Source organism: Kosakonia oryziphila (genome assembly GCF_900094795.1).
Taxonomy (GTDB): domain Bacteria; phylum Pseudomonadota; class Gammaproteobacteria; order Enterobacterales; family Enterobacteriaceae; genus Kosakonia; species Kosakonia oryziphila.
The window spans coordinates 82,827-104,287 of record NZ_FMBC01000011.1; the positions used below are offsets into that span (position 1 = coordinate 82,827).

Consider the following 21,461-nt stretch of genomic DNA (forward strand, 5'->3'; position numbering starts at 1 on the left):
GTCAAAAAGGGAAAAGCGGGAGGTAATGATTGTGATGGAATTCAAAATAGCGACCCCACTTCCCGCAGGGAAAAGGGGCCGTGTGAGAAGGGAAGTCAGGCTTTTTTCGCAAGGCCGGGCGCGCGCCACATTGACGTCGTCAGCCCGCTATCGACCAGGCCTAGCTGATCGGCATAGATTTTTTGCCACTTCAGCATCATGTCGTCGTACAGTTCACGATGCGCCTGGTTTGGCATATAGGTCTGACTCCAGCGAACCAGCCGCTCGCCGGTTGCCGCCATGTCGTCATACAGCCCGGCACCGCAACCAGCCGCAATCGCGCAGCCCAGAGCGGTCGCTTCTTTCACTTCCGGTACGCGTACCGGCAAACCGGTAACGTCGCTTAAAATCTGGCTCCACAGTGCCCCTTTTGCGCCGCCGCCGGCAAACACCAGACTGTCGAATTGCACGCCCGAGAAGCGAGATATCTGCGCAAGGTTACAGGCCGAGACGATGGCGGCGTTCTCTTCCAGCGCACGAAACAGCGTGGCTTTATTGCATTTTTCCGCATCAATGGAGAGGTTAATAAACGACGGTGCGGCGTGATACCACTGCTTAAAGTGCATCGCGTCGGAGAAGATTGGCATCACGCCCCACGAACCGGCGGGCACACGGCTGGCCATCTCTTCCAGCAGGTTATATGCGTCGATGCCGAGACGTTCGGCGATCAGCTTCTCTTCCGCGCAGAACGCATCGCGGAACCAGCGCATGGTCAGCCCGGTAAAAAAGCTGATAGATTCCGCCTGTACCATGCCGGGAATCACATGCGGATTCACGCGAATGTTCATCTCTGGATCGGTGCGCACCTGTGGCAGATTAACCACCTGTTGCCAGAATGTGCCGCCGAGCACCGCAGTTTGCCCGGCGCGAACTACACCAAGCCCGAGGCAGCCAAGCTGCACATCGCCGCCGCCCATCACCACGGGCGTTCCTTCGCGTAGCCCGCACTCTTGCGCCGCCTGCTGCGTTACTTCGCCGAGCAGGCTACCGGTCTCTTTCACTGGTGACAGAAGATCCGCGCGCAGCCCGGCCATATCCAGCAGCTCGGCTCGCCAGTCGCGAGTGAACAGATCCAGCATGCCGGTAGTTCCGGCGTTGGAAGGATCAACCGCCAGCCAGCCGGAGAGGCGAGACGCCAGCCAGTCGCTGATCATGGTCATGGTAGCGGTGTCACGGTAGATATCGGGACGATGGTGCGCCAGCCACAGCAGGCGGGGCATCGCGCTGAGCGCCAACGTCTGCCCGGAAACGCTGTAGACTTCGGATTCAAAATGCCAGTCGTGGATCTCTTTGAGTTCCGCCACTTCGTGGCTGGCGCGGGAGTCGACATTGGCGCAGGCCCAGATGGCATCGCCATTGCGATCATAGAGCACAATGCCTTCACGCATTGAGCAGCAGGCGACGGACTGAATATCCGCACCGCGCAGGCCGGCGTTCTCCAGTGCCTTGTGGATGCACTGGCAGGCGAGCTGCCAGTTACTGTCGAGATCGAACTCCATTGATCCCGGAACGTTTTCGACGCTCAGATGTTTCCATTCGGCCTGGCCTGCGGCGATTTGCCGCCCGGATAAGTCGAAGATCACTGCGCGAATGCTGCCGGTTCCTGCATCTAGTGCCATCAGGTAACTCATGGGATTGGCCCCCTCGACCAGCGTCAAAGATAAAACTGTGATCCTCGTATGGTCGAAAATATAGTTCAGCGCCTACGCTTTTGAACAATCTTCAATCACAAAATCAACAGTTCAATCACAGCCTCGCGCGGGAGGGAGAGATGGCGGACCTGGATGATCATAAAGAAGGGAAAGATTTTGGCCTTGGCACACCACAACGGAATGTGCCCTTTACCCTGAAAGGTTGCGGCGCGCTGGACTGGGGCATGCAGTCGCGACTGGCAAGGATCTTTAACCCGAAGAGTAATCGTACGGTAATGCTGGCCTTCGATCACGGATACTTTCAGGGGCCAACCACCGGACTTGAACGTATCGATCTCACCCTTGCGCCTCTGTTTGGTGAAACCGATGTGCTGATGTGCACGCGGGGGATCTTGCGCAGCGTGGTGCCTCCGGCCACTAACAAACCGGTAGTGCTGCGTGCTTCCGGTGGGAATTCGATGCTGACGGAGCTTTCTCATGAATGCGTCGCGGTCGCGATAGAAGATGCGCTGCGCCTGAATGTATCAGCGGTAGCGGCACAGGTGTATATCGGCAGTGAATATGAACATCAGTCAATCGGTAATGTTATCAAGCTTGTCGATGCGGGGAGCCGCTATGGTATTCCAGTGCTTGCGGTAACCGGCGTTGGCAAAGAGATGACGCGCGATGCCCGTTATTTCGCGCTCGCCAGCCGTATCGCCGCTGAAATGGGCGCGCAGTTTGTGAAAACCTATTTTGTGGAGCAGGGGTTTGAAAAAGTCACCGCCAGTTGTCCGGTGCCAATAGTGATTGCTGGCGGCAAGAAATTGCCGGAGCAGGAGGCGCTGGAGATGTGTTTCCGTGCCATTGATCAGGGCGCATCTGGCGTGGATATGGGGCGCAACATCTTCCAGTCCAGCGCGCCATTGGCCATGCTGAAAGCGGTGAAAAAAGTGGTTCACGACAACATGAGCGCCCATGAGGCTTATCAGTTCTGGCGGGAAGAAAAACAAGGAGAAAAATCATGAATGTGACGCTGGTGGAAATCAATATTAAACCTGGTTGTGTGGAGGATTTTTTACAAGTGTTTCGCGCCAATCATGAAGGCGCAATCCGCGAGCCGGGCAACCTACGTTTTGATGTGTTGCAGGATCCGAAAGTGAAAACCCGCTTTTTTATTTACGAAGCCTATCAGGATGATGCGGCCGTTGAGGCGCATAAAAAGACGCCGCATTACCTGGCGTGCGTGGAGAAGCTGGAGGCGCTAATGTCCGAGCCGCGCAAAAAACGCAGTTTTATTGGTTTGCTGCCGGAGTAGCGTCAAAAAAGCCGGATGGCGCAGCGCCTCTCCGGCACAAGTGATCAGGCCCAGTAAGCGTGGGTGCTACCGGGCGCAAGGTTACTCGGCGTTAACCGCAACCCGCAGTGCTGCCAGCGCAGTGCGGGCGGCTTTCAGCACTTGCTCACACTGTTCAATGGTCAGTGTCAGCGGCGGTTCGATACGAATGGTTTTCGCGTTGTTGAGCGTTCCGGCAACCAGCACGCGCTGGCGGAACATTTCGCTGGCGAAGTTGTAGCCCGTTTCGTTATCGACAAATTCGATAGCCATCAGCATGCCACGGCCCCGCGCGGTGTGTACTAAATCCGGGTACTCACGCGCCAGCGCCAGGAAGCCATCCAGCAACATATCGCCTTTCTGCTCCGCCTGCGCCGGGAGGTTCTCCTCCAGCAATACATTGATGGTTGCCAGCGCCGCCGCACAGGCCAGCGGGTTGCCGCCAAAGGTGGTGGTATGCAGGAACGGGTTATCAAACAACACAGAGAAAACCTCTTCCGTGGCGATCGTCGCGCCAATCGGCATCACGCCGCCGCCCAGTGCTTTGGCAAGGCACAGAATGTCCGGCTGCACGTTTTCATGTTCACAAGCAAACATTTTACCGGTGCGGCCCATGCCGGTTTGAACTTCGTCAAGGATCAGCAATGCGCCAAACTCATCGCACAGCTTGCGAACCGCAGGCAGGTAACCGACCGGCGGCAGGATCACGCCGCCTTCACCCTGAATAGGTTCCAGGATCACTGCCGCTACATCGTCGCCGGTTTTACGGCATTCGCTAAGCAGTGTGCGCATCGCCTCAATATCGCCGAACGGTACGTGGCGAAAGCCTGGCAGCAGCGGCATAAAGGGTTTACGGAAGGTGGATTTTGCGGTCGCTGACAGCGCGCCTAATGATTTGCCATGGAACGCGCCGCTGGCCGCGACAAAGGTGAATTTGCCACGCGGCGACTGGTACGCTTTGGCGAGTTTCAGGGCGGCTTCGACGGATTCCGTCCCGCTATTACTAAAGAAGCTATATTTCAGTTTGCCTGGCGCAAGGGCCGCCAGCGTTTTTGCCAGCATCGCCCGTAGTGGGTCGAGTAGTTCCTGGCTATGAAGAGGTTGTTTGGCGAGTTGATTCTGTACGGCGGAAACCACAACTGGATTACGGTGCCCCACATTAAATATTCCAAAACCACCCAGGCAATCTAAAAACTCCTGTCCCTGGGTGTCGACAAGCGTATTGAGGCTGCTCGCTTGCCATTCTACGGCTCCGTAATCCCCGCCGGCGGTAACAGATTTGCGGTACTCCAAAAAACCCGGATTGACATGCTCTTTAAAGTAATCCACTACCTCTCGGTTTAATGCTTTCATCTCCTCATGATCAAGCGTTCGCTTCTCAATGAGATTCAGGGCGTGAGCGCTGCACGCTAATGCCGATGCGCTGGAAGGTAACCTGTTCAAAATGGACTCCAGGGGCTGGCGTATCACATGATACCGATTTAAGTATTGCAGGGATTGCGCCACATCGGCGTGGGCGGGTGAAATCGGGATAAACACCAGGGGGAAACGTTGGCGTACAAAATTTAATCGCGACGGCACGGTAATATTTTGTATCTTTTGTGATTAAAATTTGTACGTCTTTGGCGAGGTTATTGTAATATCGCTCCAATATTGTGCAATTAATGCACGATGATGGAGCAATTATGTTAATACTGTTTAGTGGTAACGTCGTGAAACTATTAAAAACAGAGAGTTAACGAGCACATGAAAATCAGGGATTTATTGCGAATTGCGATCTAAATCAAATTTAACAACTAAAGATAAATTCATTATCGCCGAAATAACATTCGCATTAATTTTTAACAGCAATATAACCCGCACAGGACGCAACCATGTCTTCTCCTCCTTATGTCAGCCAGCAGCGTTTTATGCTGGATGCTGATACGACTCTGATGTCAACGACTGACCAGCAAAGCTACATTACTCACGCGAACGATGCTTTTATTCATGCCAGCGGTTATACCCTGGCTGAACTGCTCGACCAGCCGCATAACGTGGTGCGTCATCCTGATATGCCCAAGGCAGCATTTGCCGATATGTGGTACACCCTCAAACAGGGCGAGCCGTGGAGCGGTGTAGTGAAAAACCGTCGCAAGAATGGCGATCACTACTGGGTTCGTGCTAACGCCGTACCGATGGTGCGCAACGGTAAAACTATCGGCTATATGTCGATTCGTACCCAGGCGACCGATGAAGAGATTGCTGCGGTTGAACCATTGTACAAAGCCCTAAATGAAGGACGCTGTAATAAACGGGTGCATAAAGGGTTGGTGATCAGCAAAGGCTGGTGGGGGAAACTCGCTTCTTTATCGCTGCGCTGGCGTACGCGCAGTGTAATGTCGCTGCTGTGGCTTGCGCAGATGGTCGGGCTGTGGCTGAGTGGCGCAGGCGGAATGGCACTGGCGATCGGTACGCTGGCGATGCTGGTGGGATGTATGGCCGTTGAGTGGCAGATTGTCCGCCCGGCGGAAAATGTCGCCCGGCAGGCGCTCTGCGTGGCTACCGGTGAGAGCAACAGCATACAGCCGCTGAATCGCAGCGATGAACTTGGGCTAACCTTACGCGCTATCGGCCAACTTGGGCTGATGTGCCGTTGGTTGATCAATGATGTTTCTGGCCAGGTTAACAGTGTACTTAGCGGCAGTGAGACGTTGGCAAAAGGCAATGATGATTTGAATGAACGCACCCGCCAAACCGTGGTTAATGTGCAGCAGACGGTGGCGACCATGAGCCAGATGGCGGCGTCACTGCAAACTAACTCGGAAACTGCCTCTGCCGCCGATCAGCTCTCCAGTTCCGCCAGTAACGCGGCAACCGATGGCGGTAAAGCGATGGAGACAGTGGTGAAAACCATGGATGAAATTGCCAACAGTACGCAACGTATCGGCTCTATTACAACGCTGATTAACGACATTGCTTTCCAGACCAATATCCTCGCACTGAACGCAGCGGTGGAAGCGGCACGGGCCGGGGAGCAGGGCAAGGGCTTTGCTGTCGTGGCGGGTGAAGTTCGCCATCTCGCCAGCCGTAGTGCCAGCGCGGCAAACGACATCCGTAAGCTTATTGATGCCAGTGCCAGTAAAGTGCAGTCTGGTTACGATCAGGTGCATGCTGCTGGTCGTACGATGGAAGATATTGTCAGCCAGGTGCAGAACGTGACGTCGCTGATTGGGCAGATTAGCCGTTCCACTACCGAGCAGGTTAACGGGCTTTCCGATCTGACGCGCGCGGTCGCTGAACTGGATGCCATCACCCAGAAGAATGCCGGTTTAGTCGAGGAAAGCGCTACTGTCTCGGCGATGGTGAAACATCGTGCTGGCCGCCTGCAGGATGCTGTATCCGTCTTGCATTAATGTTTTAACGCCCTATTAAAAACCGCCATGCAATGCAGTGGCGGTTTTTTTATCTATTTATTATAAAAATAATATATATATGTGATGATATATTTGTTTTTTTGTTAAAGCAGTATTAATTATCGTTGGCAATGTGAAGTGTTAATATATTTTCCGCTCTTCCAGTTAACCATGAATTAAATATATTTAAGCAATATTAATATATGTTGCGCAAACCATTCTTCTTCCGAATATAATGATCGATAAGCAATAATTAATAGTTCTTAACTATCATGCACTTCGATAAATAATTAAAAAAACGATCAAACTCATAAAGTTAGCGCTTTGGTTACCGATAACGTGTTGTGGCTGCATATGTTTAATTTGCGCCAGGGACTTAAGCGGGCCTTTAGGGTTAAGCGCCCGACACTTTCGTCGGTAAAATAATCAAACCCATGGAGAATATATGTTTTTACATAATGTAAAAATAGGCGCGAAATTATTTCTGGCGTTCGGCTTTTTTATTGTGTTGATGGTGGTGAGTTCCTCAATGTCACTCTCCAGCCTGGATCGCGCAAATAATGGAATGCAAGAAATCGTGCGTGAAGACTATCCAACCACTGTTAAAGCCAATCAGCTAATCGATAACTTCAACTCTTTTGTCAGCATTCAGCAACTGATGCTACTTGATAGCGAAGGGAAGTGGACCGGCGAGTCGGAGAAGCGGCTTTCTGAGATCAGCAGCCACATTGCCGCGTTGCTCGAAGATCTGGCGAAAAACCTGCATGATGACCAATCACAGAAAATCCTTGCTGAAATTCGCACCGTACGCCAGCAGTACCTTGACTCTCGCTTTCGCATCCTCGACGCCGTGAAAAATAACAATCGTGCGGCTGCGATACAGGAGATGATGAGCAACACGGTGAATATCCAGAACGCCTACAAAGAAAAGGTGCATGAACTGATTTCTATCCAGGATGCGCAGATGAAAAGTGCGGGTGAGGTCGTACAGCACGATTTTGCCGAGAGCCGCTTGATCCTCATTCTGCTCGCAGTCTTTAGCATTGGCTTCGGCAGCCTGATCGGCTGGATCATTGTACGTATGATTACGCGCCCATTGAGTGAGGCCGTCACCTTCGCAGAAGCCATTGCTAATGGCGATTTGACCCGTACGATTGACTCCCGCTACCGCGACGAAACGGGTGTGCTGCTGCGGGCATTAATGGAGATGAAAGAGCGCCTTGTAGAGATTGTTCATCAGGTGCAGAACGGTTCGGAGAACATCTCCAGCGCAGCGGCACAGATTGTTGCCGGTAACCAGGATTTGGCGGCGAGAACGGAAGAACAGGCAAGCTCGGTGGAACAGACCGCAGCATCAATGGAGCAAATCACCGCCACGGTAAAAAATACCGCCGACCATACGGCAGAAGCCACACAGCTTTCCGCAGGGGCGGCGACGGTGGTGAAAAATAACGGCGAGATGATGAAACAGGTCACGGAGAAGATGCGCGTCATTAACGACACCTCAAACCGGATGTCTGACATTATCAACCTGATTGATTCCATTGCGTTCCAGACCAACATCCTCGCGCTGAACGCAGCCGTTGAAGCTGCGCGTGCAGGGGAACATGGGCGTGGTTTTGCAGTGGTTGCGGGCGAAGTTCGTCAGCTAGCGCAGAAAAGCGCCTCGTCGGCGAATGAGATCCGCCATCTGATCGAAAGTTCAACCAGCCAGACCAGTGAAGGGATGGCACTGGTGGAAAAAGCCAGTGGGTTGATTAACGGTATGGTGAGCAATGTGCAAGAGATGGATGTGATCCTGCGTGAGATCGGTCAGGCGAGCCGCGAACAAACCGATGGCATTTCGCAGATTAATAGCGCCATTGGACTGATTGACTCAACCACCCAGCAGAACTCCAGTCTGGTGGAGGAGTCGGTTGCGGCGGCAGCAGCACTGAACGAGCAGGCGCTGCACTTGCGCGAACTGGTTCAGGTTTTCCGTCTGCGCGATACGCCAGAAATGGCTTAATTGAGTTGTGAAATATCCAGTGCCGCGCGATCGATAATGCCAATTATCTGCTTAGGCTGTGCGGCGCTGAGTTCCCCCTGACTCACTCGTAAATCCAGCACTGCTTTAAAGTTACCGAGCGTGGGATAAATAACAACAAAGCCCGGTTTATCGGGCTTGATATTTTCAGGCTACTTCGTCGTATTCGGCTTCGCTGACTTGCTGCTCCAGCGTCTGGCGAATTTCGCCCAGCGCTTTTTCCTGCTGGCGGAAGTAGGTTTCCCGATCGCCCAGTGATGACACGAGCTGCCAGGACTCCTCTTTCTCGAGGGTTGCCAGCTCTTCGATCAGGCTGGTGATATGCTGTTTCACTTCAGCAATACGCTGACGCAGGCGCTGCAGATCGTTCAAACGATCGCTTGCCATCAACGGCTCCAGCCCTTTTTGCAGGCGGGTCAGAATGGCGCGGATAGCGCTGAGATCGCCGCGCTGGCGCGCCTGGTTGAGCTGCACCATTATGCTGTGCGCTTCATTTTTTAAATCGTTGTCCACCAGATCCGGGTGGCAGAGTTTGCTGGCCTGGCGCCACAGACGCTTCAGTTCGTGACGTTCATCTTCTGACATCTTCTGCTCGCAGCTAAAGCGTTTTTCGGCATCGTGCTGCTGCTCCTGATAGCTCTCGTATTCCTGACGCGCTTCGTCACGCGCCTGGCGTGCCGGTTCTTCTTCGCGCGTAAGGCCTCGTTCCAGCTCCTGCGCTTCGGCCAGCAACGAGGCGATCAGCTCGCTTTGCTGCTGCAAATGTTTGCGTGCTTCGGCAGCTTGCAATGAGTGCGGCGGCATGCTTTGCCAGCGCTGCGTCAAGGTAACCAGCACCTCCACCGCCTGAGACAGATACTTCTGGCAACGCAAATAATCGGCTTCGCGACGGCGAGCTTCCGCTTCCTGGCGGCGAACGGCGGCTTCCGCCAGGGTTTTGCGCAGGCGCAGGATTTGTGACATCAGCGGGCCGAGGCGGGTTAAGTAGAGATCATTGAACTCGTCGAGCAGTTGGATACGCGCGTTGCGTTTATCAATCAGTTCGCGCAGTCGTTCTTCCAGCGCTTTCAGTTCCAGCTTGCTGGCGGCCACCAGTGGATCCTGCCAGCTCACGAGGGAACGCTGGTTTTGCAGCCAGCTTGTTATAGCGCGTATCGCTTCGCTGTAGTTCTTCTCTTCAAGTGCATGAACGATAAACGCTAACTCCGGATCCGTAACTTCATTTTTCAACAAAGGAAGCTGACTAAGGATGATGCCGTCATCCTCCAGTTCGATGGCGTATTTGATGATTTCAAGCCGTTTTATAGGTTTGTTCATGGCGTTTCGTCAAAGCGCTTAAGAGTTATTAAGGTGTGTGATTATTCATCAAATCTGGACTATAGCTGTGAATCTCGCAATAGTCTGCATCCATATTACATGGGACATATTTCAATGCGTTAGTGTTTCTGTGAAAATTCCGCTTATGGGGCTTAAATCGGCGAAATACGCGAAAAAGTGCGCGCATTGCGGCTTTCAGGCCACTTTGCTGACATGCTTTGCGGCCTGAAAGATCACTCACACTTGCGTTAATCCGCCATCTACACAAATCTCGGCACCGGCAATGTAACCGCTTTCGTCACTCGCAAGAAACAACGCGACGTTGGCCACTTCTTCCGGCTGGCCCATGCGACCCAGCGGAATCGCCTGCATTAACCCTTGACGAACATTTTCCGATGCCGCAGCCATCATTTCCGTATCAATAGGGCCGGGAGCGACGACATTAACGCGAATGCCTCTGGGCGCCAGTTCACGCGTCCAGGTTCGGGCAAAAGAGCGCAGTGCGGCTTTGCTGGCACCATAAACACCATAACCTTCCGTCCCGATAACATCGGCAATCGATCCTATCAGTACCACGCTGGAGCCGGGTTTAAGCAGCGGCAGCGCAGCTTGCAGGGCAAATAGCGGCGAGCGGACATTCAACCCAAAGGTGTTTTCAAAATGCGTTTCTGAAACCTGTTCCAGGGTAGCGTACTCTGACATACCGGCATTAATCACCAGCACATCCAGTTGCTGAATACTTTCCATTATGCGTGCCAGTTCGCTGCGCTGGCTGACATCAGCACGCAGCGGTAGTGCATTTCCTTCGATTTTAGCGGCAGCGTTTTGTAACTCTTCCTCACGGCGGGAGGTAAACCAGGTCGTGGCGCCTTCATGGGCAAAACGTTGGGTTATCGCCAGGCCAATTCCTTTTGCGCCGCCCAGTATGAGGGCCGTTTTGTTGTGCAGTCTATTCATGATGGTTCTCCTGTTGAGTGGAAAACCGATGATATAAGTTTTATATTTAGTATCAATTACGCACTTTGTTTATATCAGATATCAATGAGTATACCGCTATGACAAAAATTGATGACTGCGATTTAGGAAATGTGGGCAAAACGCGCCCGATACTTGAGCACATCACCAATAAATGGTCGATTTTGATCCTTACCGTATTGTGTACAAAACCTTCTCGTTTCAATGAGATCCGACGCAGGCTGGATGGTATAACCCATAAAGCACTGGCCGATGCCCTGAAACGGCTGGAGCGCAATGGGCTGGTGCATCGGGAAGTACTGCCGACAATGCCAGTGGGTGTTGAATACCGTATTACGCCGCTTGGTGAATCACTTCGGCAGCCATTTGAAGCGCTGTATCGCTGGTCGCTGGAATATGGCCCGCAGCTTACGGCGGCGCAGGAAGAGTATGATCAAAAATTTGCAGGTGCTGAAAGAGCATTAGCGTCCTGAAAGATGAGTTTTCCTGTTATTCCTTTTCTTTTTGCTGCTGACGATGCTTCTTGCTCGACAACAGCAAAAGACGTTGGTTTAAAAGAATCAGTGCCGACAAGACTATGTTGCAGGATGTCCTCGTCAAAAAGTGCAGGCACTGGCACGACTGCGTGCCGGTTTGCCTGGCTTCTTTCACCATACCCGTAATAACTTTTTTGGCCGTTGGCAGCGCCTGGCTATCGGATATGCCACCACGATTCATCACCTGTTCGTGCAGCCCCTCACTCCCCCCGAGGTAAAAAATAAACTCAATCCATTTCTACGCAGGCCGATATATAACATACCCCCTGTGTTACGCGTTGTTGGAGAAGAATATGGGCATAGCGAAGTCTGCCGGGAAAAAGCTCACAGCCAGAACACTAATGCTGGCGTCTATTTTTGTCACTATCACCATTGGGTTTCTGGTCACCATTGGCCTGCTGCTCTGGCAATCCATGGGCCAGCAGGAAGCGGTTGCCAAAAAACATCTACAGCAAATTGCACTTACTGAATCTTTACGCGTTCAACAGCAGCTTGACTCGGCGCTGAACGCTGCGCGTGATTTGGGTAACAGCGCCTGGGCGTTGCATCAGGCAGGGATGGCAGAACGACGTGGCCTCGATCAGTTGCTGACTGATTATTTGCATCATCATCCTGATTTCCTGTCGATGTCACTAGCCTTCGAAGCCAATTCATTCGATGGCAAAGATGCAGAGTTCGCGGGTAAAGCGGATCAGGATCCGGCAGGTCGTTATGCGCGCTACGTTGATCGCGATAACGGCGGTAATCCAGCGCTGCACAACCTGGTGGATTATGAAACGCCGGGTAGCGGCGACTACTATCTGCTACCGCGTCAGCGCCAGAAAGAAGTCATTATCGAGCCTTATATTTACCCCTATAACGGCGTGGACGTGATGCTGACCTCTATTGCGGCACCGATTATCCGCGACGGCAAGTTTCAGGGCTCGGTGACATCGGATTTCTCGCTGGAAACGCTGCAAAAAATGATTGGCGCGATCAAGCCGTGGAAAGGCACGGGTTATGCGGTATTACTCTCGGCGGACAATAAAGTGGTCTCCAGTCCGGATAAGGCAGCAGCGGGCAAACCCTGGACGGGGGCCATCGGCGGGGAAGCTGTGATTCGCGCAGACGATGCGATATTAAAAGAACCGGCGTTTGTCACCTGGCGCACCATCGCGATTGGTAATAGCCAGACGCCGTGGAAGCTGGCGATTGTGACCCCGGTGAGCGTGGTGATGGCCGAAGCGTGGAACTACCTGCGTAACGCTATCGTTCTGATGATCCTGAGCATTATCATTGTCAGTGTGGTGGTGGCGATGGTGTTCACCCGTAAGGTTGCACGCCCGGTGGGCGGTGAACCAACGGAGGCGTCAGAGATTGCGCTATCCGTGGCGCAGGGTGATTTGAGTAATGAGATACCGGTGCGCGCGGGCGATAACAGTAGCATCTTCTATGCCCTGCATACCATGCAGGACCAGCTCCGGCGCATTGTTGGCAGCATCAGTGATGCCAGTAGTTCTGTGCGCTCCGGCAGCAGCGAAATTGCCGCCGGAAACCTCGATCTGGCCTCGCGTACCGAGGAGCAAGCGGCGGCGATTGTGCAGACTGCAGCGAGCATGGAGCAGATCTCCGTGACCGTAAAAAACAATGCCGGGAACGCGCACAAGGCGACGTCGCTGACGCAGAACGCAGCACAGATTGCCGGGCAGGGCGAAGCGTTGGTGAGTGAGGTGGTGGATATCATCGGTAAGATTGATGAGAGTGCCGACAAGATTGGCGATATCAACAGCATCATCGACAGCATTGCTTTCCAGACCAATATCCTGGCACTGAACGCGGCGGTTGAAGCAGCCCGCGCAGGTGAGCAGGGTAGAGGTTTCGCGGTGGTGGCAGGTGAAGTGCGTAACCTGGCACAGCGTAGCGCCAACGCGGCCAAGGAAATTTCGGCGCTGATTGCGGAGTCATCCGGGCGTGTCTCGAAAGGTGTGGCGCTGGTGAATGAGACGGGGACGATGATGAAGCAAATTATCGAATCGGTCTCCAGCGTGCATATGGTGATTGCCGAGATTGTACAGGCGCTTGATGAGCAGGCGAAAGGCGTAAGTCAGGTGAGCGAGGCGGTAAATCAGATGGATAGCGCCACTCAGCAGAATGCCTCACTGGTGCAACAAATTTCCGCCGCGGCCATGTCACTTGAGGAACAGGCTAAGAATCTGGAGGAGACGCTCGCGTTCTTTGCCGCGCGCTAAGCTGTGTGATCGTGAACCGGAGGGCGTGTCTTTTGCCGGGATAATCGCCCTCCGGATAAACTTAGTGATCGGGTAAGGAAGATATACGTACCAGAGTTAACGGATGATTTGATGGCGAAAATTCGTAGCCATCAATACAACTGCTTAATAGATATTGCACGTTAGCTAACTGAATTGGAGAACGTTGCTTGCGGCAGGACTTAATCTGATGTCAGCAAGGTTGAGCAACGAGTCTTACGAGGCGATAGAAAGTAATTATCAATGGATTGGTAATCCTGAGGCTACCTATTATTTTTTTACATAAAAGTATGTAACGAGAATGATCCATGTGAAAGTAAGGGTGCCGAAATAGTCAGGTTTGAAGCACGAAAATATAGAATATGTATTAGTCGTGAATAATACATATAACGATTAGCGTTGTGTTCTAATTCATAGCACTTTTTCCAATTGCCGCTTACCTTTGATCTTGCAGAGGCAGCTTTGCTGCAATTTGAATGACTTTATGGGAGATGGAGGCGGGCTACATGCTACATGTCCACCTTTTTTGTTTTTGTCGAAGAAGTACGAACGATGAGTTCCCCCTCCACTTTGCGTTTGTTTGCAAGCAAAGGTTGACCTTCAATCAATGCCATCAACGATTCGACAGCGAGCTTACCCATATCTGAATAGGGGAGTTCGACCGATGTCAATGCCGGGAAACTCTCAGACGCAATTTGCTGGTTATCGTAACCGACCACGGCGACATCTTGTGGAATCTTCAACCCTAACTCTGCTATCGCTTGGTAGCACCCCATCGCCATATAGTCGCTGCCACAGAAAATCGCTTCCGGTGGTTGCTCCATGCTCAGTAGTGCTAGCGTTTGCTGGTGCGCTTCTTTTAACGACCAGTTTGCTTCGACTAAATAACCTGAGTCAGGAATGATGTCGGCATCAATTAGCGCCTGACGGTAACCATTGGCTCGTTGCTGACTGGCTAGCATCCAACTTTCACCAGACAACATGGCAATGCGGCGATAACCTTGTGCTGTCAGGTGCGAAACCGCTTTGTAAGCTCCAATCATATCGGCCGGCAAAATACTTGGTATTTCAGTACGTTCTTCGTTGGTGCAGTTCAGCAATACTGTGGGTAGAGAGGTCGCAACACGTTGTTGTTTCAACTCACGTGTCATGCTGGATGAGTAAATCAAACCTGCGTATTCACCACTATTGATCTCAGACTCTATCTTACTTGCCAATACTTCATCGTGACTATAATTGAATGTCACCAAAATATAGTCGTTTGACCAAGCTTCTTCCCTCGCGGCATTGATCGCATCAATAAAGGGATCATAGCTGGTTAACCCATTGATCACTAATGCGATCTTTTTGGGTCTTCCCAAAGCATGCGCAACCTTTTTATTTTTGTATCCTAGCGATTCTGCGGTTTCGAGCACTTTGCGCTTGGTTGTTTCCGCGATTTTTACGGAAGTTGATCCATTTAACACCAGCGATACGGTGGACTGAGATACGCCAGCCGCCGCTGCGATATCGCTCATGGTTATTTTCTTCGCCATTGTGATCTTTAACTTAGTTTCTTTAGCTAAAGATATTAGCTAAAGATTAAGTTCGAATCATCCTTTAACGATTAAGATCACAAAAATAAGTTAGAGTGACTCAAAAGTTGTGATGCCTACCACGTTTATTCTTTGAGTATCTGGCTATTGAAAGATTAACTAATACATTAGCTAATATTATTAGTTAATGATTTAAGGATGAGCAAGATGCAAAGATGGTCAGAAGAAAAAGCGTGGCAATGGCAAAAAGAACATTGCTGGCTACGTGGCTTTAATTATCTGCCGCGCACGGCGGTGAACTGGAATGAGATGTGGATGGCGGAATCTTTTGCGCCAGAAGTGATGGAGCAAGAGTTAGCGTGGGCGCATGACGTGGGTTACAACACCTTGCGTACCAACCTGCCATTCATTGTATGGCAAGCGGACCATGATGGTTTACATACACGAATTGATCGTTTTCTCGATATCTGCGAACGCAACCAAATCAAAGTGATGCTTACGCCAATGGATGACTGTGGTTTCTCTGGCGATCATCCTTACCTTGGTGAACAAAAAGCGCCAGTGCCTGATTTGCACAACAGTCAAGCTGCGGCGAGTCCTGGTCGCAATGTGGTGATGGACAAATCTATGTGGGGTGAAGTCGAAGCGTATATCCGCGACATCATCTCTACATATAAAAATGACCCGCGGATTGTTATTTGGGACCTCTACAACGAACCAACCAACCGCATGATTTTCACCACTACGGGTGAGCTCGCTTATAACGAAGAAATGGAAACGTTTAGCCATGAGCTGATGGAAAAAGCGTTTAAATGGGCACGTGAAGAGAACCCGACTCAGCCACTCACAGTCGGCGCATGGCATGCTCCAGGCATCCTTGATCGAAACCTACCAATTTATGAACACCCAACCGATCGCAAAGCGATGGAACTGTCGGACATCATCACTTTCCATGCTTACCTACCGCTCGATCTACTCCATAAAGCCGTTGAGATTGCTGAAAGCTACAACCGACCAATCATGTGTACTGAGTGGCTTGCTCGTCATGCGCAATCGTACATGCATGAGCAACTCCCAGTCTTTAAACAGAAAAACATTGGTTGTTACCAGTGGGGACTGGTGAAAGGGAAAACGCAAACACACCTGCCCTGGCCGGAGATAAAACGTAACGATGCAAATTATGCGAGTCAATGGTTCCACGATCTGCTTGATGAGCAAGGACAGCCATATGACCCAAGCGAAGTGCAATTAATCAAAACACTCGCAGAAGTGGATTAATCGCCTGTGAGCCGGCCTTGATAATTGGGTCGGCGGTAAACCAATAATTAATGCAATTGAGATGTGAACTATGACTACTCTACAAAACAAATTAACCAATAAGGAGCTGATGTCTTACTTCGGCTACGGGGTAGGGCAGTGTTTTAGCTTTGGCCTGGTCGGCTCTTTTATTCTTTATTTCTATACCGATATCCTGGGTATTTCACCTATTGCAGCAAGTACGATATTTTTGATCGCCCGTGTATGGGATGCGGCCAACGATCCGCTCATCGCGGGATATATGGACACGTTAGAATCTCGTTTCGGCAAATTCCGGCCATACATGTTGTTTACTCCGATTTTGATTGTTCTGGTAACGGTTGCCACGTTCTACAACATTAATGCTGATACTTCGACAAAAGTGATGTACGCCGGTATCACTTACATTCTTTGGGGTACGCTTTACACTATTTCTGATGTGCCGTTTTGGTCTATGTCTTCTGTTATGACAGATGAACCGCAAGAGCGAGCAAAAGCAGCAACATGTGCCATGTTAGGCGTTAATGCGGGTATTGGTGCGGCTTTGGTTGTATTCCCTAAACTGAGTGCTTACTTCGCTGATGGCCGCACAGATCAGGGGTATTTACCAGCAGTGATTGTGCTCATGATTGCAGGTTTGTTCTTTATGCTGAACGGTTTTTACAACACCAAAGAACGAATCTCAACGAAAAACTGCGAAAAAGTCACGCTAAAACAAACTTTTCAAGCCGTCCGTAAAAATAGGCCACTGTTTTTTATTCTGGCTGCTTTCTTTATGAATGTGTTCTTTAACCTGGTCAACGGCCTGTACATTTTCTTCTTCACATACAACATGGGGGATGCGGGTTTAGTGTCCTTGATTGGTACTATCACTTTGGTTAGTGCGATTGCGTGTTTAGCCACGCCAGTGCTGACGAAGCGTTTCAAAAAGCGCGACATTTTTATTGCACTGTGTATTTTAGAGGTTATCGCTCGTGTCGGGTTCTACTTTACCGGCTACGATAATCCAACGGTTGTGATGGCGTGGTTAGCGGTGATCACGGGTATCTTTATGATGACCAACCCTTTGATCTCGGCCATGATTGCAGACACTGTAGAATACTCGTATTTCCACAGCGGAAAACGCACGGCTGCGATTACGTTCTCAGGGCAGACTTTTACTGGCAAACTTTCTGTGGCAGTGGCGGGTGGTTTAACGGGTGTTATTTTGACAATGATCGGCTATGTGCCAAATGCAGAACAACCTGAAACGGCGCTCAATGGTATGTTCTTCTGTATTGCACTGTTGCCGGCATTAGGGGCACTGGTGCGCATCTTCATTATGTCTCGCTACACGTTTACCGAAGATCAACATGCGATTTTACGAAAAAAATTACAGCGCGGTGAGTTTGCTGAAGGCGTTGACATTAAATCTGTAAAACCACATGAATCCTTGAGCTAGACCGAAGCTCGTCTCTATAAGTCCCTAAATAAAAAGCCCGTGAATTGCCACGGGTAATTTAAATAGCTGGTTATTTAATGATGAATGGGGATGTTGCTGGTTATATTTCAGCCGCCAGCCCTCGATCTTCTCCTGAGCACCTTTCAGTGGCAGGAACCAGTACACATTCAGACATTCATCACGGAGGCTACTGGAGTTGCCCCCGCAAAAACAGACCTGCCTTTCGCTGGCCCCGTAACGCGCCTGCAAGTCCCTGACCCATTCGCGCAGCCGTGCCAGCATCAGGTCTTTTTTGCCAGCACGTCCTGCCACATCGCCTTGTCGAGGCTCCGATCGGCCACCAGTTTCTTCAGCCGCAGGTTTTCCTCTTCGGGCTACCGCATGTGCTTCAGCTCAGAGGGCGAAATGCCATCGTATTTCTTGCACCACGTATACAACGTGGCATCAGAAATGCCCGGCTTACGGTAGACCTCAGGCACCGGCGTACCCAGTTCAGCTAGCTTCAGGGCAAAGACAATCGGCTCTTCAGTGAATCGTGATTTTTTTATCGGCACCACCTCCGTTCTGGGAGTGTAGATCATGCCGGAATTCTGTTTCTGAATGGCGCAGGATTTCGGGTCAGGGTCAAGAACACGTCACCTTGAAACATTTATGATCAGCGTTTTAGGGCTAAATTCTCCAGGTTGAAACCTACAGACCATATACGTTTAGTCCCCACTTCACTTGCTGAAAAGGCAGTGATTGCTGTGACGCTGTACTCTTTACCTTCCTCAAAGTGGTAATCAACGGGCAGACATTTATCAGGTATCACAGTCAGCGTTGGGTTACTCATATCATCACGTTCCCAGACCTGTTTCATATTGTTGTCCGGAGCTCGTTCAGATACTCTGAGAACCAGCAATTTTGATTTTCCGTCACTGGTCAGTGAATCTTTCGATACCGTAACGCAAGGTTGTCCATTTGCAGATAATGAAATATTAGCAGCCCGGTAGGGTGAGTTATCTACCATGCAACCACTCAGTAAAAGCGACCACGCAATTAGCATTAATTTTTTCATTTCCACAGACTCCTTTTATTAGCGGGTGATGCAAGGAAGTATTTAAGAGTATTGTTGTATTTATCTCGTAAATCAGGTCCGATGATGCCTTTAAAAGTAGATTGCTGAATAAAAACATTCACACCAAAGTTAGCTAGCACATAATAATCAGCAATAATGGAAGCCTGTTGTTCAAGGCTGTAATCTGCTAAATCCTTTTCACCTGGCAAAGAGTATTCATAGCTTGAAGCCCAGCTTACTAAACCACGAGTCCGGACATTGACACCCATCTGGTGCTGCCATACATGCCCTATTTCATGCATAAACAGCGCCTTATCGGTGATGTCACCAAAGGAAAATCTTCTCGGAAGAGCGCTTCAGGATAGTACATATTACCGTCTGGAGTCATAGCGACACGGCTATTTTGCAAACCAAACGGCAAATAATCACCGTTATAAACTTTTACGGCGCTATAATTAATGGCGTTCTGAAACAGAGCCCTCGCCATTCTTATTTCGCCTGCTGTCATTGGCCTGTAGTTGTTTTTTAGCGTCGACATCCTTTCCTCTTTTTTATTGTCTGAGCCACTGAATTTTTTTCTACCCGCAGTTGTTTCATCTGTCAATAAAACAGCATGTTTTGCTGTTTGAACTGTATAACCAGAACCCCGGCATTATCAACGTGGTGAAGGATATGGCGCAGGTCATTGTTGAGCCACGTCTGGACAAGGCCAATAACAACCAGTGGTATGTAGCCGCCGCGCAGGGCACTGACACTATCGAGGTGGCTTATCTCGATGGTATGGACGTGCCATATCTGGAGCAGATGGACGGCTTCACGGTCGATGGTGTGGCCTGGAAGGTGCGAATTGATGCGGGTGTGGCCGCGCTGGACTATCGCGGGCTGGTCAAATCGAATGGCGCGGCGTGACGGGAAAAAGGGCGGCTTCGGTCGCCTTTTATCATTTGAGAATCAGTCTCATTTGAAAAGGTACTCCTGGGCATACGACCTGCCACGGGGCGGCGGGTTCGCGGGAAACGGCTGGTTTTCTGCATTTTATCCGTGCAGCAGCACTGGTTTAACTTACTGATAATAAATGATTCAGGTTGCGTTTGCTGAAAAAGTGAGCGTGCAGTGAGGTGTAATTTAATGCTGAGTAAAACACTGGTTAATGTTACCCAACTGTCTGATCTGGTGGGGATGAACCGGAACATGGTGGCGCGACGGTTGCGTGAAACTGAAATGGACGGCGGTAACGGCGAAAACCTCAAACAGTACGAACTGGGTAAAGCCCTGCGGGTACTTATCATGCCCTCGGTACAGGAAAATGGTGAAATGACCCCGCAGGACAGAAAGGCCTGGTACCAGTCAGAAAATGAGCGCCTGAAATTTGAGAAAGAAGAACGGGAACTTATTCCGACTGATGAGGTTGCGCGCGAATACCCGGTGCCGCTTTGTTATGGTAAACGCAGGATTGGCGGTGCCATTATTTCAGCCGGTATTTACGTGGAGGATCAGCAGTGACAAATCAGGCGCAGATATGGCCAGAGGGCGAGACATTCACCCGGGAAGTGCTCATTCCGACAAAATACGAGCCGCTACCGGTAGAAATCACTTACACCGTTCCAGCATTCGATGTGGTTGTGGATACATGGCAGAACAAAGACCCGGCTAAGGGTTACGGGTTGTTCCGTCAGTTTATCGTTGACTGGGATCAGCAGGATAAGCTGACAGATGATGTGCTGATGTCGTTTCTGGTGGCTTATCCCGGTACTGATGAAGCTATTTTTGCCGGATGGTGTGAGCACATGAAAGAGGTTTTGGTAGAAAAAAATCATTCATTCGTACATAGCTCACATTTGATCAATTAAAAAGGGATTGAATGGATAAACCCTTTGATAGCTAAGCAAAATATAGTCCATATTATAAGCTTGTACATCTCGTGGATATTTTAAGGATAAGAATATGTCAGCGGTAATTGATAAAGCACTGGATTTTATTAATGGGATGAACACATCATCTTCAGCACCACACCCGATGGATGAAAGCACGGCTAAGGGTATTTTCAAGTATCTTAACGAGTTAGGCGCTCCGGCTAGTGCGGCTGATGTTTACGCCCGAGGCACTCAAGAAGGCTGGAATCCCGGGTTTACTAAAACATTAGCTGGATGGGCTGAACGAATTGGGTCGGGTGGGCGTGTAGTTATTAAACATCCTGAGTACTTTTCATCATATATGAAGGATGAGCTGCGAGCATTGGTGTGAGGCCGCTACTCATTTAACCGGATGCTCTCACCTTGGGAGTGTTAGAAATTCTGTGTCATTCCAGTAATATACAATCAAAAAGGAATGACACATGTCCCAGCCCTTCGATTTTGACAAAGCACTTAAGGCTCTCCAGTCCGGTCAGGCATTAACCGGAAAGGATGGTATCTTAACGCCATTAATCAAACAGTTAACTGAAGCCGCTCTTGCTGCTGAGCTTGATTCACATCTGGCTCAGGATGTGGAAGCCAACCGTAAAAATGGTTCCGGTAAGAAGACCATCAAAGCGCCGACCGGCAGCTTCGAACTGGCAACTCCGCGCGATCGTAACGGCACCTTTGAGCCGCAGCTGGTTAAGAAGCATCAGACCACGCTTTCTGACGAGAT

The 21,461-nt window shown here is 50.5% G+C and carries 21 protein-coding genes and 3 pseudogenes; 13 read left to right on the top strand and 11 right to left on the bottom strand.

Translation table 11 applies throughout. The annotated features are described in order from the left end of the window. Positions 1-95 precede the first annotated feature (95 nt). On the bottom strand, positions 96-1,670 hold the full coding sequence (gene lsrK, locus GA0061070_RS07465; protein WP_090134947.1) for an autoinducer-2 kinase: 1,575 nt from the start codon (positions 1,668-1,670) through the stop codon (positions 96-98). A 140-nt stretch (positions 1,671-1,810) separates the two neighbouring features. Between lsrK and lsrF the strand changes: the two genes are divergently transcribed. After that, on the top strand, positions 1,811-2,698 hold the full coding sequence (gene lsrF, locus GA0061070_RS07470; RefSeq protein WP_090134949.1) for a 3-hydroxy-5-phosphonooxypentane-2,4-dione thiolase: 888 nt from the start codon (positions 1,811-1,813) through the stop codon (positions 2,696-2,698). Continuing rightward, a complete protein-coding gene (gene lsrG, locus GA0061070_RS07475) occupies positions 2,695-2,988 on the top strand; it encodes a (4S)-4-hydroxy-5-phosphonooxypentane-2,3-dione isomerase (protein WP_090134952.1) in 294 nt (97 codons plus the stop codon). The genes lsrF and lsrG overlap by 4 nt, the downstream gene beginning before the upstream one ends. 81 nt (positions 2,989-3,069) lie before the next feature. Here lsrG and ygjG read toward each other — a convergent pair whose 3' ends face one another. After that, complete coding sequence (ygjG, locus tag GA0061070_RS07480; RefSeq protein WP_167353549.1) at positions 3,070-4,449, bottom strand: putrescine aminotransferase; 1,380 nt, start codon at positions 4,447-4,449, stop codon at positions 3,070-3,072. Between the two features lie 431 nt (positions 4,450-4,880). On the opposite strand from ygjG, the gene GA0061070_RS07485 reads away from it, so the two are divergent. Continuing rightward, positions 4,881-6,401, top strand: a complete 1,521-nt coding sequence (locus tag GA0061070_RS07485) for a methyl-accepting chemotaxis protein (protein ID WP_090134953.1) — start codon at positions 4,881-4,883, stop codon at positions 6,399-6,401. 445 nt (positions 6,402-6,846) lie between these two features. After that, on the top strand, positions 6,847-8,409 hold the full coding sequence (locus tag GA0061070_RS07490; protein ID WP_090134955.1) for a methyl-accepting chemotaxis protein: 1,563 nt from the start codon (positions 6,847-6,849) through the stop codon (positions 8,407-8,409). On the opposite strand, the pseudogene GA0061070_RS07495 reads toward GA0061070_RS07490, so the two are convergent. From GA0061070_RS07495 to GA0061070_RS07505, 3 genes and pseudogenes are all read right to left on the bottom strand, one after another. Then, positions 8,406-8,528: pseudogene (locus tag GA0061070_RS07495) on the bottom strand (PadR family transcriptional regulator); the annotation flags it as partial. The gene GA0061070_RS07490 and the pseudogene GA0061070_RS07495 overlap by 4 nt on opposite strands. 46 nt (positions 8,529-8,574) lie before the next feature. Beyond that, complete coding sequence (locus GA0061070_RS07500) at positions 8,575-9,744, bottom strand: DNA repair protein (protein ID WP_090134956.1); 1,170 nt, start codon at positions 9,742-9,744, stop codon at positions 8,575-8,577. Positions 9,745-9,981: 237 nt separating this feature from the next. Next, a complete protein-coding gene (locus tag GA0061070_RS07505; RefSeq protein ID WP_090134958.1) occupies positions 9,982-10,701 on the bottom strand; it encodes an SDR family NAD(P)-dependent oxidoreductase in 720 nt (239 codons plus the stop codon). Positions 10,702-10,799: 98 nt separating this feature from the next. Here GA0061070_RS07505 and GA0061070_RS07510 point away from each other — a divergent pair, with 98 nt between their 5' ends. Further along, on the top strand, positions 10,800-11,192 hold the full coding sequence (locus tag GA0061070_RS07510; protein WP_090134960.1) for a winged helix-turn-helix transcriptional regulator: 393 nt from the start codon (positions 10,800-10,802) through the stop codon (positions 11,190-11,192). A gap of 16 nt (positions 11,193-11,208) precedes the next feature. Here the strand turns inward: GA0061070_RS07510 and GA0061070_RS25135 are convergent, their stop codons facing one another. Beyond that, the gene (locus GA0061070_RS25135; RefSeq protein ID WP_090134962.1) at positions 11,209-11,436 is read right to left on the bottom strand and encodes a hypothetical protein; all 228 of its coding nucleotides are present in this window, start codon (positions 11,434-11,436) and stop codon (positions 11,209-11,211) included. A 112-nt stretch (positions 11,437-11,548) separates the two neighbouring features. Here GA0061070_RS25135 and GA0061070_RS07520 point away from each other — a divergent pair, with 112 nt between their 5' ends. Then, positions 11,549-13,483, top strand: coding sequence for a methyl-accepting chemotaxis protein (locus tag GA0061070_RS07520; protein WP_244153056.1), 1,935 nt, complete (start codon positions 11,549-11,551; stop codon positions 13,481-13,483). Between the two features lie 527 nt (positions 13,484-14,010). Here the strand turns inward: GA0061070_RS07520 and GA0061070_RS07525 are convergent. Further along, positions 14,011-15,042 carry a LacI family DNA-binding transcriptional regulator gene (locus GA0061070_RS07525; protein WP_425256041.1) on the bottom strand — a complete coding sequence of 344 codons (1,032 nt, stop codon included), beginning with the start codon at positions 15,040-15,042 and terminating at the stop codon, positions 14,011-14,013. Positions 15,043-15,243: 201 nt separating this feature from the next. Here GA0061070_RS07525 and GA0061070_RS07530 point away from each other — a divergent pair, with 201 nt between their 5' ends. Together GA0061070_RS07530 and GA0061070_RS07535 are read left to right on the top strand one after the other, a co-directional pair. Next, positions 15,244-16,314 carry a cellulase family glycosylhydrolase gene (locus tag GA0061070_RS07530; protein ID WP_090134968.1) on the top strand — a complete coding sequence of 357 codons (1,071 nt, stop codon included), beginning with the start codon at positions 15,244-15,246 and terminating at the stop codon, positions 16,312-16,314. Between the two features lie 70 nt (positions 16,315-16,384). Then, positions 16,385-17,773, top strand: a complete 1,389-nt coding sequence (locus tag GA0061070_RS07535; RefSeq protein ID WP_090134970.1) for an MFS transporter — start codon at positions 16,385-16,387, stop codon at positions 17,771-17,773. A gap of 24 nt (positions 17,774-17,797) precedes the next feature. Here the strand turns inward: GA0061070_RS07535 and GA0061070_RS25795 are convergent, their stop codons facing one another. The 4 genes and pseudogenes from GA0061070_RS25795 to GA0061070_RS25490 all read right to left on the bottom strand — a co-directional run bounded on the left by GA0061070_RS25795 (position 17,798) and on the right by GA0061070_RS25490 (position 19,132). Further along, on the bottom strand, positions 17,798-18,055 hold the full coding sequence (locus GA0061070_RS25795; RefSeq protein WP_279616066.1) for an integrase core domain-containing protein: 258 nt from the start codon (positions 18,053-18,055) through the stop codon (positions 17,798-17,800). A 5-nt stretch (positions 18,056-18,060) separates the two neighbouring features. Further along, positions 18,061-18,321, bottom strand: a pseudogene (locus GA0061070_RS25485) (transposase); the annotation flags it as partial. A 107-nt stretch (positions 18,322-18,428) separates the two neighbouring features. Then, positions 18,429-18,830 carry a putative T6SS immunity periplasmic lipoprotein gene (locus GA0061070_RS07550; RefSeq protein WP_090134976.1) on the bottom strand — a complete coding sequence of 134 codons (402 nt, stop codon included), beginning with the start codon at positions 18,828-18,830 and terminating at the stop codon, positions 18,429-18,431. Beyond that, a complete protein-coding gene (locus GA0061070_RS25490; RefSeq protein ID WP_244153057.1) occupies positions 18,827-19,132 on the bottom strand; it encodes a hypothetical protein in 306 nt (101 codons plus the stop codon). The genes GA0061070_RS07550 and GA0061070_RS25490 overlap by 4 nt, the downstream gene beginning before the upstream one ends. Positions 19,133-19,466: 334 nt before the next feature. On the opposite strand from GA0061070_RS25490, the pseudogene GA0061070_RS07560 reads away from it, so the two are divergent. From GA0061070_RS07560 to GA0061070_RS07580, 5 genes and pseudogenes are all read left to right on the top strand, one after another. After that, positions 19,467-19,739 (top strand): annotated as a pseudogene (locus tag GA0061070_RS07560) (phage major capsid protein); the annotation flags it as partial. A 219-nt stretch (positions 19,740-19,958) separates the two neighbouring features. After that, complete coding sequence (locus GA0061070_RS07565) at positions 19,959-20,333, top strand: DUF1441 family protein (protein WP_090134978.1); 375 nt, start codon at positions 19,959-19,961, stop codon at positions 20,331-20,333. After that, a complete protein-coding gene (locus tag GA0061070_RS07570) occupies positions 20,330-20,680 on the top strand; it encodes a hypothetical protein (RefSeq protein ID WP_090134980.1) in 351 nt (116 codons plus the stop codon). Before GA0061070_RS07565 ends, GA0061070_RS07570 begins: the two co-directional genes overlap by 4 nt. A gap of 94 nt (positions 20,681-20,774) precedes the next feature. Next, positions 20,775-21,074, top strand: a complete 300-nt coding sequence (locus GA0061070_RS07575) for a DUF1889 family protein (protein ID WP_090134982.1) — start codon at positions 20,775-20,777, stop codon at positions 21,072-21,074. A gap of 91 nt (positions 21,075-21,165) precedes the next feature. Continuing rightward, on the top strand, positions 21,166-21,461 hold a 296-nt coding region (locus GA0061070_RS07580; RefSeq protein ID WP_208598159.1), incomplete at its 3' end, for a transposase.

Coding starts and splice junctions, on each gene's coding strand:
- lsrK (WP_090134947.1), bottom strand. CDS start 1,670: ATGAGTTACCTGATGGCACTAGATGCAGGAACCGGCAGCATTCGCGCA.
- lsrF (WP_090134949.1), top strand. CDS start 1,811: ATGGCGGACCTGGATGATCATAAAGAAGGGAAAGATTTTGGCCTTGGC.
- lsrG (WP_090134952.1), top strand. CDS start 2,695: ATGAATGTGACGCTGGTGGAAATCAATATTAAACCTGGTTGTGTGGAG.
- GA0061070_RS07485 (WP_090134953.1), top strand. CDS start 4,881: ATGTCTTCTCCTCCTTATGTCAGCCAGCAGCGTTTTATGCTGGATGCT.
- GA0061070_RS07490 (WP_090134955.1), top strand. CDS start 6,847: ATGTTTTTACATAATGTAAAAATAGGCGCGAAATTATTTCTGGCGTTC.
- GA0061070_RS07500 (WP_090134956.1), bottom strand. CDS start 9,744: ATGAACAAACCTATAAAACGGCTTGAAATCATCAAATACGCCATCGAA.
- GA0061070_RS07505 (WP_090134958.1), bottom strand. CDS start 10,701: ATGAATAGACTGCACAACAAAACGGCCCTCATACTGGGCGGCGCAAAA.
- GA0061070_RS07510 (WP_090134960.1), top strand. CDS start 10,800: ATGACAAAAATTGATGACTGCGATTTAGGAAATGTGGGCAAAACGCGC.
- GA0061070_RS25135 (WP_090134962.1), bottom strand. CDS start 11,436: ATGAATCGTGGTGGCATATCCGATAGCCAGGCGCTGCCAACGGCCAAA.
- GA0061070_RS07520 (WP_244153056.1), top strand. CDS start 11,549: ATGGGCATAGCGAAGTCTGCCGGGAAAAAGCTCACAGCCAGAACACTA.
- GA0061070_RS07530 (WP_090134968.1), top strand. CDS start 15,244: ATGCAAAGATGGTCAGAAGAAAAAGCGTGGCAATGGCAAAAAGAACAT.
- GA0061070_RS07535 (WP_090134970.1), top strand. CDS start 16,385: ATGACTACTCTACAAAACAAATTAACCAATAAGGAGCTGATGTCTTAC.
- GA0061070_RS25795 (WP_279616066.1), bottom strand. CDS start 18,055: ATGCTGGCACGGCTGCGCGAATGGGTCAGGGACTTGCAGGCGCGTTAC.
- GA0061070_RS07550 (WP_090134976.1), bottom strand. CDS start 18,830: ATGAAAAAATTAATGCTAATTGCGTGGTCGCTTTTACTGAGTGGTTGC.
- GA0061070_RS25490 (WP_244153057.1), bottom strand. CDS start 19,132: ATGCATGAAATAGGGCATGTATGGCAGCACCAGATGGGTGTCAATGTC.
- GA0061070_RS07565 (WP_090134978.1), top strand. CDS start 19,959: ATGCTGAGTAAAACACTGGTTAATGTTACCCAACTGTCTGATCTGGTG.
- GA0061070_RS07575 (WP_090134982.1), top strand. CDS start 20,775: ATGTCAGCGGTAATTGATAAAGCACTGGATTTTATTAATGGGATGAAC.